The organism is Lactobacillus kimbladii (assembly GCF_000970755.1).
GTDB lineage: Bacteria > Bacillota > Bacilli > Lactobacillales > Lactobacillaceae > Lactobacillus > Lactobacillus kimbladii.
In genome coordinates, this window is sequence record NZ_KQ034007.1 from 1,850,491 (window position 1) to 1,864,580 (window position 14,090).

Here is a 14,090-nt window from a genome sequence, read left to right on the forward strand (position 1 = left end):
ACTGATAAAGCAACTGTTGGCTACTCCGATAAAAAGCAAAATGTTTCTTTCATTTATGAAAGAAAACAAGGTAAATCTATTACGGTTAATTATTTATACTATGTGGATGATAAAGGTAATACCAAGCCTCTTCTTGATAAAGACAATAAGCCGATGACAGAAAATGTTGCTGGTGTACTTTATGGTGATCAGAAAGATATTATTCCAAAATCAATACCTGGTTACACGATCAAGCAAATTATCATTGACGGCGTCAAACAGCCTGGAACAGATAAAGCAACTGTTGGCTACTCCGATAAAAAGCAAAATGTCGACCTTATTTATGCTAAAAACCAAAATCCTAATAATCCTAGTACTAATAACCCAGACACTAATAAAGTTAAAGCAGCAGATGTAACTGTTCACTATAAAGACGAATTTGGCAATATCATTTCCTCAGATCAGATACTGAGTGGCTATGTTGGTGATAACTATACTACTGAAGCTAAAAATATTTTTGGCTACACATTAAAGACGAGACCAGATAATGCTACAGGGTTCTTTAGCACTTTCCCGCAAGATGTAACTTATATTTATACTAAGACAAGTACAAATAATATACCAAATATTAATGAGCCTAATACTCCCAATACTCCTAATACTCCTAATAACCCTTCTAAAACGCCTAAAGAAAACAATCGGAAGGCAAAAAATGAGAAGGAAAACAAGAAAGGAAAGAAGAAAAAAGCTTTTAAACCAACAGCAAACAACAATTTGCCTCAAAAGCAAGGCAGTTCAAGCACCGCTAAAAATCAAAAAACTGCTGCTTTGCCACAGACAGGTACTGATAAGCATTCCAGTCTAGTCATGCTCGCATTAGGAAGCTTAACTTTAGTTGGCGCATTAGGTGCAGCATGGTTTAGTCGTAAAAAAATTAAATAAACTCATCAGTAAAAATATGAAGTGCAACTTAAAAAGTTAGACATTTTAATATTATACCAGACCCAATGCACGATTCCGATATTTGATCGGAGTCGTGTATTTTAATTTGTTTGATCTTCTAATGTGATTGAATCAGTAAACGTAATCATATAGTACTTCCCTCATTTCTGCTAGTGAACTGATCTTAATGCGGTTAAGCTTCTCTCGTTTCATTAGGTTGAAGATTGTTTCCTCCGGTGCATTATCGTGGCAATTGCCCTTGCGCGACATGCTTTGTTTAAGCCAGTCAAAGAGTTTTGGCGTGCCAGATACTTACAAACAACTTAAATTTACAAAGCAGTCGTATACTAAGTCATTAAAAAAGTACTCCCAATAGTTAGAATTATGACTAACTATTATGAAATGCTTAAATTTTAACGGGTGCTTTTTCTTTTATGCGGTTTGACATTGATTTAGCCTAGCCATATACTAAACCTATATTAATATGCAGTTTAGAAGAGGAATTTTATGAATACACATAAGAATGCTAACAAGCAAGGAGAAAAAATATTGCTCGGCGGCATGGCCGCAGCTGCTTTAGGCTTAATTAATGCCAAGCCCCAGACTGTGAAGGCAGCCAACCAAAACGGCACTCGTGCCACTAAGAAGACTGCGAGCAGACCAGTCAAGACTAAGTTGAATTACCAAACAGAGTCTACTGAAACCGGTTCAGAAACTGAAGGTGCAGCTGCTGATTACAGTGGGACTAATATAGATGAGACAGCAAATAACAACCCAGAAGACGGACAAAGCGAGGCTAGTACCAATAACAGCATAGCAAGTGAAACCAATCAAGACGTTGTTATAAACAATGAAAAAGCTGACAAGCATTTGGCAAAACCTGATCAATTCAACTCTGCTAAAGCTATTCGCGATGGTAATACTTCGATTTCAAGCACCTGGAATGGCATACCAGTTAATTTTTCTAATGGTAAATTAGCAATTGGTGAAACTAATAAAGACTATTCAATTACTATCAATAAAAAAAATCCTTTTTCTATTGATAATGTTGTTGCAGATGATATTACAGAAATTGATCTTAATGCTCCCATTGCAATCACGGGGACTGCTCAACGTCTCTTTTCTAAATTAAACAATTTAGTATCTATTGAAGGATTAAATAACCTAAATACTTCTCAGATAACAAATTTTAGCTATATGTTTGCTGGCTGCCCAAAATTAACTACACTGGATCTTTCAACTTTTGATACTTCTAAAGCTACTTCATATTCTTCAATGTTTAGTGGAGACACAGCATTAACTAGCGTAGATCTTTCAAATTTTACAGTTACAGATGATGCCTTAACGTTTAGTATGTTTGATTCATGTTCAAACTTAACTAAGCTGAATTTAGGAAAGGCTTTTAAATTTACAAATTATAAAGATACTAAAAACAATTCACTTCAACAGCCAGGTACCTGGGTAAACATGGGAGAAGGAAATGGCTCTCTGGCCAAGGGCACTAATCAATGGTCTTCAGCTGATTTAATGACCAATTACCAAGGTGATAGAGACCATGATACTTATGTTAGATATACTGGTGGCATCGTTACTGTTCATCGCCAAGACGAAGAAGGTAAGCAGCTAGTTGATCAAGATGGTAAGGAAATTCCTGATGAAAAACTTTTCGGCAACATTTCAGACTCGGTAACTATTGATACTAGCAAAGAATTTGCTGGCTACAAGTTCAAAGAAAACAAGAATTCTGATATAAAAGCATTTATCTCTGATCCACAAACTATCACTCTAGTCTATTCTACGAGTAAAACCGATAACACTTGGGAAGGTGTTCCTTTTACCTTTAATAATGGCGTCTTATCTCTAGGTGAAAAAGACAAAGCCTATACAATAAATAATTCAGACAAAAAAAATATTAGCATTAGCCAAAATATTAGTAACGTAACACCAGACGATATCACTGAAATTGATATTAATGCCCCTATCACAATTAAGGGATCGGCAAGTCAGCTTTTCTATAAATTAAGCAATCTGAACGTAATTAAAAATTTAAACAATCTAGTTACTAATGATGTAACAGACATGAGTTTTATGTTTGCTAATTGTCTTAAGTTAGCAACCTTAGATCTTTCTACTTTTGATACCACTAATGTGTCTAACTTCAACGGAATGTTTGGTGGAGACACTGATTTAAGTAGTATAAATTTATCAAGCTTCAAAATTACTGATAATAGCAAAATGAACACCATGTTTCGCTTCTGTTCAAATTTGAAAAAATTAGTCTTGGGTAGTGGCTTTAAAATTCCAGAAATTAAAGGAAAACCAGATTCATTTTTGCCTGATTTGGGAACTTGGGTAAACATGGGGGTTGATCAGGGCTCTCCAGCAAAAGGCACTAATAAGTGGTCTTCAGCCGATTTAATGACCAAATATCAGGGCTCTACTGATCACGACACTTATGTTTGTTTTGCTAATCTAGGCGGTACCGTTACTGTCCATTACCAAGATGAAGATGGCAAGCAACTAGTTGATCAAGATGGCAAGGAAATTCCTGATGAAAAGCTCTTTGGCAATATTTCAGACCCAGTATCTGTTGATACCAGCAAGGAAATTGCCGGTTACACCTTCAAAGAAAATAAAAATTCAGATGTAAAAGCATTTATCTCTGACCCGCAAGATATTACTTTGGTCTATTCCAAGAGTAAAACCGATAATACTTGGGAAGGCGTTCCTTACGCCTTCAATAATGGCGTCTTATCGCTAGGCGAAAAAGGCAAAACCTATACAATAAATAATTCAGATAATAAAGATATTAGTATTAGCCAAAATGTTAACGGCATAACTGTAGATGATATCACTGAAATTGATATTAATGCCTCAATCGCAATTATAGGCAGCGCAAATGGAGTTTTTAAGAATTTAAAAAACATAACCTCAATAAATGGCTTAGATAAATTAGATACTTCTCAGGTTACAAACATGCAACAAATGTTTGCTAGTTGCCCTAAATTAACTGAATTAGATTTATCTAGTTTTAATACAGACAAAGTGACTAACTATAATGGTCTTTTTCTCAATGACACAAATTTAACTAGTATTAATTTGTCCAATTTTACAGTTGCAGATGATGCTAAAATGGTAGTTATGTTTCGTTTTTGCTCAAATTTGAAAAAATTAGTCTTAGGTAGTGGCTTTAAATTTCCAGAAATTAAAGGAAAACCAGGTTCCTTTTTACCTGATTTGGGAACTTGGGTAAATATGGGAGTTGATCAGGGCTCTCCAGCCAAAGGCACTAATAAGTGGTCTTCAACTGATTTAATGACCAAATATCAGGGTTCTACTGATCACGACACTTATGTTTGTTTTGCTAATCTTGGTGGCATAGTAACTGTTCATCGCCAAGATGAAGAAGGCAAGCAGCTAGTTGATCAAGATGGTAAGGAAATTCCTGATGAAAAGCTCTTTGGCAATATTTCAGACCCAGTATCTGTTGATACCAGCAAGGAAATTGCCGGTTACACCTTCAAAGAAAATAAAAATTCAGATGTAAAAGCATTTATCTCTGACCCGCAAGATATTACTTTGGTCTACTCTAAGAGTAAAACTGATAACACTTGGGAAGGTGTTCCTTTTACCTTTAATAATGGCATCTTATCGCTAGGTGAAAAAGGCAAAGACTATTTAATTGACAACACCGCCGAAAATGAAATTGGCATTAATAATAATATAAGTACTGTAAATACTGATAATATTACTGAAATAGATATTCTAGGAAAAATAACAATTAATGGGCCGGCTGATTCATTATTTGATACTCTTCCTAAATTAACTCAAATTAACGGTTTAAATAGCCTCATTACTTCGGATGTCACTGACATGAGTTACATGTTTGCCAATTGTCCAAAATTAGTTTCATTAGATCTCTCAAGTTTTGATACTAGCAAAGTTACATTCTTTTCTTCTATGTTTTATGCAGACACCAACTTATCTAGCATAAACTTATCTAACTTTACAATTACTGATGATGCTATATTAGATGGTTTATTTGATTCATGTGCAAATATAGCTAAATTAACTTTAGGTAAAGGGGTTAAATTTCCTCTAGACGGAGAACAGCCTGAAGATTTACTTAAACAGCCAGGTACTTGGGTAAACATGGGTGAAGACGATGGTTCTCTGACCAAGGGTACTAATCAGTGGTCTTCAGCCGATTTGATAACTAAATATCAAGGAGACAGAGACCACGACACCTATGTTAGGTATACTGGTGGCATCGTAACTGTTCATCGCCAAGACGAAGAAGGCAAGCAGCTAGTTGATCAAGATGGTAAGGAAATTCCTGATGAAAAACTTTTCGGCAACATTTCAGACCTGGTAACTGTTGACACCAGCAAAGAATTTGCTGGCTACAAGTTCAAAGAAAACAAGAATTCTGATATAAAAGAATTTATCTCCGACCCACAAGATATTACTTTGGTCTACTCTAAGAGTAAAACTGATAACACTTCTGACACTTCGGATGGTTCCGACGGCTCTAACAGCTCAAATGGTTCTGACAGTTCCGATGGCTCTGATAGTTCGAATAGCTCTAATGGTTCTGACAGTTCCGATGGTTCTGACAGTTCTGAAAGCTCGACTGGCTCCGAAAGCTCAACCGGTTCTGAAAGCTCGACTGGCTCTGAAGGCTCGACTGCCTCCGAAAGCTCAACCGGTTCTGATAGCTCAACTGGCTCCGAAAGCTCAACCGGTTCTGAAGGTTCAACCGGTTCCGAAGGTTCGACTGGTTCTGAAGGTTCGACTGGCTCTGATAGTTCTACTAGCTCTGAAGGTTCAACCGGTTCCGAGGGCTCAACCAGCTCAACTGGTTCGACTGGTTCTGATAGTTCTAACGGTTCAAATAGCTCGAACAGCTCCAATGGTTCGAATAGCTCTAATAGTTCTGACAGTTCCGATGGTTCTGACAGTTCTGAAAGCTCGACTGGCTCCGAAAGCTCAACCGGTTCTGATAGCTCTATTGGCTCTAACAGTTCTGACAGTTCTGATAATTCCGGTTCTAATGGCTCCAATGCTTCTAACACTGCTGGTTCAATTGTCAACAGCCCTGCAGCCATAGCGCCTGCAGTTACAGTTCATTATCAAGATGAACATGGCAACTCCATTGCCCCTGATCGCGTAATCCAAGGCCGCATTGGTGATGGCTATACGACTGGTGCTGAGACTGTCTCCGGCTATACTTTAAAGACTCGGCCCGATAATGCGACTGGCTTCTTCATCAACAGTCCGCAAAGCGTGACCTACGTTTACAGCAAGAATGATGGCCAAACTAATAATTCTACCACTGCCCCAGCTGGAAACCAGACTCAGACTGACAATGAGCCGACTCCAATTCCAAGCAGTAAAAAGTCTCAGAAAAAGAAGGCAATTAAAGGCCTTCATGCAAATAAGCAGAGCAAGAAAGCACCTGCCAAATCAATCAAAGGTCTCACAGCTAACAAGCATCAGGCTAACCACCCTGCTAAACTGGCGGCTGCAAGTCGCAAATTAAACAAGACTTCTAGCTCTGACCCACAAAAAGGCAAGCTGAATCAGAACAGCAGAACTGATGCATTGCCGCAAACTGGTGCAGAGAAGCACAATAGTTTGGCCATGCTGGCCCTAGGCGGTTTGGCCTTAGCCACTGCTCTAGGTGCTGCTTGGCTTGAGCGTAAGAAAGACTAATTAAATTCTGATAAATAAAAAATGTCCTATATTATTAATATAGGGCATTTTTATTTTAGCCTAGCTGAGTTTGACTTTTGCCTAAGCCAGCCATATACTAAACCTATATTAATATGCAGTTTAGAAGAGGAATTAGAAGAGGAATTATATGAATACACATAAAAATGCTAACAAGCAAGGAGAAAAAATATTGCTCGGCGGCGTGGCCGCAGCTGCTTTAGGCTTAATTAATGCTAAGCCCCAGACGGTCAAGGCAGCTAATCAGAATGGCACTCGTGCCACCAAGAAGACTGTTAGAAGAACAGTCAAGACTAAATTGACCTACCAAACTGAAGCTGAGGGTGCAGCAGTTTCAGATGATGAGTCCACGGACCAAAACAGCAGCAGTCAAACTGCTGGCAGCGAGAATAATGCAGGCACTTCAAGCAGCGCCCCAGAAACTGAACATGAGCAGACTAGTGCCAATAGCAGCACAGCAAGTGAAAATAGTGCAGACGCAGCTGCCGGCAATACCAGCGATCCAAGCACCACAGACAAAGCAAAAGCAGATAAGCAAGAAGCAGATCATGCACAATTTGATCCTGCTAAGGCTACTCGAGATGGCGCAATTTCAAGCAGATGGAACGATATCCCCGTTACAGCTGATAATGGTGTATTAAAAATTGGCTCATCTGACAAGCAATATACTATTAAAAATGATAATTTACTAAAAAACATTGGCATTAAAAACAACATACCTTGGGTAGACACATCAAAAATTACAGAGATAAATATATTAGGAACAATAGAAATTGAAGGATATGCTAACAATTTATTCTCTGGACTTTCTAGTTTACAAACTTTTAAGGGATTGGAAAACTTAAAAACAGATAATATAACTCGGATGGATGATATGTTCGATGGTTGTTCATCACTAACTTCCTTGTCCTTTCCTAAAAGTTTTAATACAAGTAAAGTAACTAATATGCAAGATATGTTCGAGAACTGTACTGCTCTAGAAACTTTAGATTTATCAAATTTTGATACTTCTAATGTACGTGAAATGTTGAATATGTTCAATGGGTGTACTAATCTAAAAAGCTTAAATCTACAAAATTTCAATACCGATAAGATAGATGATTTTTTGGGGTTAGGTTCTATGTTTGAAAATTGTACCAATCTTGAAGAACTAAATATCGAAAACTTTAATATTCCATCTGCTAAGTCCGCTACTTCAATGTTTGATAATGACCCTAATCTACGAAAATTAGTTTTAGGCCCTAAGTGCAATATTTCAAATTCTTATCTCAATGTTCAAGGCACCTGGGTAAACATGGGCCTAGGGAAAGGCTCCCCTAAAAAGGGTACATGCAAATGGTACTATCCACAGGCATTCTTAGACGAATTTAATCCTTCGACTCAACATGATGCCTATGTATGTTTTGCTGATCTTGGAGGACCAATTACAGTTCATTATCAAAGTGATAATAAAGATATTGCTGATGCAGATGAACAATTCGGGGACATAGATACTAAACTTGTCAACGACGACTCATTTATTGCTTTTAAACCCAAAGAAATTAAAGGATATAAGTTTGACCACGCGGAATTCAATGGATCAACAACGGATATAGATAGCTTTCTGTTCACAAGCAAGCCTCAAACCGTTAATCTCATATACACCAAAAATGGATCATCTACTCCTAATGGCTCGACTGGCTCTGATGGCTCAAATGGTTCCAACAGTTCTGATAGTTCTAATGGCTCTAACGGTTCAAATAGCTCCAACACTTCTAACAGCTCTAATGGTTCTGATAGTTCTAACGATTCCAACAGTTCAAATAGCTCAAATAGTTCTGACAGCTCTGATGGCTCAAATGGTTCCAACAGTTCTGATAGCTCAAATGGTTCTACTGGCTCTGACAGCTCTGATGGTTCAATCGGTTCTGACAGTTCAAATAGTTCTGACAGTTCAAATAGTTCTGACAGCTCTAATGGTTCCAACAGCTCTGATGGCTCTGATAGTTCTAACGGTTCCAATAGCTCAAATAGTTCTAACAGCTCTAACGGTTCAAATAGCTCAAACACTTCAAACAGCTCTGACAGCTCTGATAGTTCTAACGGTTCCAATAGCTCAAATAGTTCTAATAGCTCTAACGGTTCCAATAGCTCAAACACTTCAAACAGCTCTGACAGCTCTAACGGTTCCAATAGCTCAAATAGTTCTAATAGCTCTAACGGTTCCAATAGCTCAAATAGTTCTAACAGCTCTGACAGCTCTAACGGTTCAAATAGCTCAAATAGTTCTAACAGCTCTAACGGTTCCAACAGTTCTAATAGCTCTGACAGCTCCAATGGTTCCAACAGCTCTAACGGCTCTGAATCCAACGGCTCCAATGCTTCCAATACTGCTGGTTCAATTGTCAACAGACCTGCAGCCATAGCGCCTGCAGTCACAGTTCATTATCAAGATGAATATGGCAACTCCATTGCCCCTGACCGCATAATCCAAGGCCGCATTGGTGATGGCTATACGACTGGTGCTGAGACTGTCTCCGGCTATACTTTAAAGACTCGGCCCGATAATGCGACTGGCTTCTTCATCAACAGTCCGCAAAGCGTGACCTACGTTTACAGCAAGAATGATGGCCAAACCAATAATTCCACCCCTGCCCCAGCTGGAAACCAGACGCCGACTGACAATGAGCCGACTCCAATTCCAAGCAGCAAAAAGGCCAAGAAAAAGAATGCTCCTAAGAAAGCAAGCAAAGGCCTTCATGCAAATAAGCAGAGCAAGAAAGCACCTGCCAAATCAATCAAAGGCCTCACAGCCAACAAGCATCAGGCTAACCGCCCTGCTAAATTGGCAGCTGCTGACCACAAACTAAACAAAAAAGGCAAGCTGGATCAAGACAGCAGAACTGATGCCTTGCCACAAACTGGTACCGAGAAGCACAATAGTTTGGCCATGCTGGCCCTAGGCGGTTTGGCCTTAGCCACTGCTCTAGGTGCTGCTTGGCTTGAGCGCAAGAAAGACTAAATAAATTCTGACAAATAAAAAACATCCTAATTAGTATGCAGTTTAAAAGAGGAATTTTATGAATACGCATAAGAATGCTAACAAGCAAGGAGAAAAAATATTGCTCGGCGGCGTGGCCGCAGCTGCTTTAGGCTTAATTAATGCCAAGCCCCAGACGGTCAAGGCAGCTAATCAGAATGGCACTCGAGCCACCAAGAAGACTGCGAAAAGAGCAGTCAAGACCAAGTTGAACTATCAAAGTGAAACTGGTTCAGAAACGGAAGGCGAAGCAGCTGATGATGACCCTGCTGGCAGCGAAGCTAACACAAGCGCTGCAAGCAGCGCACCAGAAACTGAACAGAATCCAGATGGTGCTAATAGCAATCAAGATGGTGGCAGTAATCAAGATGCAATCACAGGCAATACCAGCGATCCAAGCACCACAAACGATGCAAAAGCTGAAAAGCAAGAAGCCGGCTCTGCACAATTTGATCCTGCTAAAGCTACTAGGGAAAGTTTCCCAACTAAATGGCAAGGAATAGATATCAGTTTCAATGATGAAGGTGATATATTAAAAATTAGTGGTGGCACAATCGATAACAGTGATAATCATTCTATTAGCCTATACTACAACTTAAATGGACAAAATCCAGTGTTAGCCGCTGACATTAAAGAAATTGATATCACTGGAAAACTAAAAATTATTGGGTCTGCAAATGATCTGTTTACTAGTCTTGGGGCATTAGAAACCATCAAGGGGTTAGATAATCTTGATACTACTGATGTTACCAGCATGGAAAACATGTTTAGTAAAAATAAAAAACTAACGAATATCGATTTATCTGGTTCAACTTCTTTTAAAACCACAAAAGTGACAAACATGTCATACATGTTTGATAGTGACGCATCTTTAACTAAGTTAGATTTATCTCACTTTGATACTTCAAATGTCACAAACATGGCGCATATGTTTGAAAGCTGTGTGGGACTTCATAGTTTTACATTCCCAGCTACTTTTAACACGGATAAAGTAACAGACATGTCATACATGTTTGATAACTGTAGTCAAGTTTCATCTATTGATGTAAGCAAATTTAATACTTCTAATGTTGAAAACATGGCATATATGTTTTATTATTGTCAAAGTTTTCTTAAGTTAGACGTTTCAAGCTTTGATACGTCTAAAGTGACAGATATGTCATATATGTTTGGTACTTGTGTTAATTTGCTTAAATTAAATCTGCCGACTACCTTTGTTACCGATAGTGTTCAAAATATGAAGGGAATGTTTAGCAGTTGTAAGAACATAACTGAGTTAGACTTATCAAAGTTTAATACTGCTAAAGTAGCTAATATGGCCAACATGTTCCAAAGTTCTGGCAAATTGACAAACATTATCGCCTCTGATAATTTTACTACTGCAAATGTTACTAACATGAGTGACATGTTTTCTGGTGATATCGCAATTACTACTGATAGTATAAACAAATTAATATCCAAATTTGATACTAGCAAAGTCACAGACATGACAGAAATGTTTGATGGCTGCTCACAAGTAACTTCACTTGATTTGTCTAAATTTGATACTGCTAATGTCGGAAATGTTCCTGAAAAACTATCTCGTGCTGGTATGAAAAGAATGTTTAGTGGCTGTGGTAACTTAACTACTTTAGACTTAAGCAATTTTGATACTAAAAATGTCCGTGATATGAGCTGGATGTTTTACTACGACAAAAAATTAGCAAGTATAAAATTTAGTCCTTCTCTTTTCAATACCTCTAACGTTATTGACATGAAATACATGTTTGAAGATTGTCATTCATTAACTAGTGTTGATGTCAGTCATTTTGATACTGCAAACGTCCTTGATATGAGTTACATGTTTGATGAATGTATTAAATTAGCTGCAATAGATGTTAGTCATTTCAATACTGCCAAAGTAAGTGACATGACGAATATGTTTGCTTATTGTGAGTCTTTACCAAGTTTAGATGTCACTAACTTTAACACGGCAGCTGTGAGTGATATGACTAAAATGTTCTGGCAATGTTCAAATTTAACCAGTTTGGATCTACACAACTTTAATACCAGAAAAGTTTCTGATTATATTGACATGTTTCAAGGCTGTGATAAACTAGCAAAACTTGACCTTAGTAGTTTCGATATGAAAAATTCATCAACTATTGGTGATATGCTTAGCGATCTTCCATCTCTTGAAGTGCTTATACTAGGCAGAAGAAATGATTTGACGATAGTCGATAATTATTGGGACGGTGGTTTAGGCAACAATCATGATGGCAAAGAAGAAGATGTCTGGGTTAACATGGGAGTTAATAAAGACAACGGTGGTCTTCAGCCTAGAGTTCATTCTTGGACTGGTGCTGATTTAATGAAAAATTATGATGGCAGTAAGGATTATGATGTGTATGTTAATATTAGTAAAATTCCCAATCCTTGCGGTATTACCATTAATTATCAATTTGAGGACGATAAAACCGCCAAACTCTCGCCAAACGATTATCAATTCGGTACTGCTGGTAATGACGTGGTTATTCCAATCACAGCCAGAAAGTTGCCTACCTATAAACTTGCCTACGTTGAAATCAATGGCAACAAATACGCTACTGATAAATATGAAGATGCGTTGAGTAAACTAAAGTTTACTAATGATCCTCAAACTGTTACCTTTGGATACGAAAAGAGTAACGCTGGTAAAGGTAATGACTCCAGTGGTTCTAACGGCTCTCACGGTTCCGATGGCTCTGACAGCTCTAATGGTTCCAACGGTTCTCACGGTTCCGAAGGCTCTGACAGCTCTAATGGTTCTAACGGCTCTCACGGTTCCGAAGGCTCTGACAGCTCTAATGGTTCCAACGGTTCTCACGGTTCCGATGGCTCTGACAGCTCTAATGGTTCTAACGGCTCTCACGGTTCCGATGGCTCTGACAGCTCTAATGGTTCTAACGGCTCTCACGGTTCCGATGGCTCTAATGGTTCCAACAGCTCTGATAGTTCTAACGGTTCTAACAGCTCTGATAGTTCTAACGGTTCTAACAGCTCTGATAGTTCTAACGGTTCTAACAGCTCCGATAGCTCAAATGGTTCCAACAATTCTGACAGCTCCGATAGTTCCAATGGTTCTAACAGCTCTGATAGTTCTAACGGTTCTAACAGCTCCGATAGCTCTAATGGCTCCAACAGCTCTGATAGTTCTAACGGTTCTAACAGCTCCGATAGCTCTAATGGCTCCAACAGCTCTGATAGTTCTAACGGTTCTAACAGCTCTGATAGTTCTAACGGTTCTAACAGCTCCGATAGCTCTAATGGCTCCAACAGCTCTGATAGTTCTAACAGCTCCGATAGCTCTAATGGCTCTAACAGCTCCAACAGCTCTGATAGCTCCAATGGTTCTAACGGCTCTAACGATTCCAACAGCTCTGATAGTTCTAACAGTTCTGATAGTTCTAACAGTTCTGACAGCTCCGATAGCTCTAATGGTTCCAACAGCTCTGATAGTTCTAACGGTTCTAACAGCTCTAACAGCTCTAATGGTTCTAACAGCTCCGATAGCTCCACTGGTTCTAACGCTTCCAACACCTCTGAGAGTTCGAATAGTTCTAACAGTTCTAACAACTCTAATAGCTCTGATAGCTCCACTGGTTCTAACGCTTCCAACACCTCTGAGAGTTCAAATAGTTCTAACAACTCTAACAGTTCTAACAACTCTAATGGTTCTATCACTCCAAACGGTTCAGGATTAAATAGCAGTAATGGTAGCAATACAGTTAACAATAACAATAATAGGCCTACGCCAATCCCGAACAGCAAGAAATCAAATAAAAAGTCTACCCAGAAGTCACATAAAAAGCACCGCATAAGCAAACATGATCAAAAATCTGCCACCAAATCAATCAAAGGTCTCACAGCTAACAAGCATCAGGCTAACCGCCCTGCTAAACTACTGGCAGCTGCAGCCCGCAAATTAAACAAGACGGCTAGCGCTGACCCACAAAAAGGCAAGCTGGATCAGGACAGCAAAACTAATTCATTGCCGCAAACTGGTGCCGAAAAGCACAACAGTTTAGCCATGCTTGCACTAGGAGGTTTGGCCTTGGCCACCGCTCTAGGTGCTGCTTGGCTTGAGCGTAAGAAAGACTAATTAAATTCTGATAAAAGCGTAAGAAAGACTAATTAAATTCTGATAAATAAAAAGAGTCTGGGAAAAAACTAGTTCCCAGACCACGAAAAAAGAACGATGATTTCCTTACGGATTTCATCGTTCTTTTGCTATACTTTTAGCTTCTGCCTTGATATTATTAAATCACCACAAAATAAAAACAAAAAGGTGGAAACTAACATGTACAAAGATTATATCACAGGCCAAACTGCTTTAACACTTAATTTAGACTTTACTATTCCTAATAATCACTTAGCGACCGTGATTGGCTGGTTCGTT

At 38.7% G+C, this 14,090-nt stretch carries 4 protein-coding genes and 1 pseudogene; 4 read left to right on the forward strand and 1 reads right to left on the reverse strand.

The features are described from left to right. Positions 1-921 (forward strand): MucBP domain-containing protein (locus tag JF75_RS09070; protein WP_046332737.1); only part of this gene is annotated, 921 nt, incomplete at its 5' end. A gap of 51 nt (positions 922-972) precedes the next feature. On the opposite strand, the pseudogene JF75_RS10440 reads toward JF75_RS09070, so the two are convergent. Next, positions 973-1,197: pseudogene (locus JF75_RS10440) on the reverse strand (IS3 family transposase); the annotation flags it as partial. Positions 1,198-1,428: 231 nt separating this feature from the next. On the opposite strand from JF75_RS10440, the gene JF75_RS10195 reads away from it, so the two are divergent. The 3 genes from JF75_RS10195 to JF75_RS10205 all read left to right on the forward strand — a co-directional run bounded on the left by JF75_RS10195 (position 1,429) and on the right by JF75_RS10205 (position 13,793). Next, the gene (locus tag JF75_RS10195) at positions 1,429-6,636 is read left to right on the forward strand and encodes a MucBP domain-containing protein (RefSeq protein ID WP_052726911.1); all 5,208 of its coding nucleotides are present in this window, start codon (positions 1,429-1,431) and stop codon (positions 6,634-6,636) included. Between the two features lie 148 nt (positions 6,637-6,784). Continuing rightward, the gene (locus tag JF75_RS10200) at positions 6,785-9,655 is read left to right on the forward strand and encodes a BspA family leucine-rich repeat surface protein (RefSeq protein WP_052726912.1); all 2,871 of its coding nucleotides are present in this window, start codon (positions 6,785-6,787) and stop codon (positions 9,653-9,655) included. 58 nt (positions 9,656-9,713) lie between these two features. Next, a complete protein-coding gene (locus JF75_RS10205; RefSeq protein ID WP_052726913.1) occupies positions 9,714-13,793 on the forward strand; it encodes a BspA family leucine-rich repeat surface protein in 4,080 nt (1,359 codons plus the stop codon). Positions 13,794-14,090 lie beyond the last annotated feature (297 nt).

What these genes read in the sequence shown, in the direction of transcription:
- JF75_RS10205 (WP_052726913.1), top strand. Translation starts at nt 9,714, where the DNA reads ATGAATACGCATAAGAATGCTAACAAGCAAGGAGAAAAAATATTGCTC.
- JF75_RS10195 (WP_052726911.1), top strand. Translation starts at nt 1,429, where the DNA reads ATGAATACACATAAGAATGCTAACAAGCAAGGAGAAAAAATATTGCTC.
- JF75_RS10200 (WP_052726912.1), top strand. Translation starts at nt 6,785, where the DNA reads ATGAATACACATAAAAATGCTAACAAGCAAGGAGAAAAAATATTGCTC.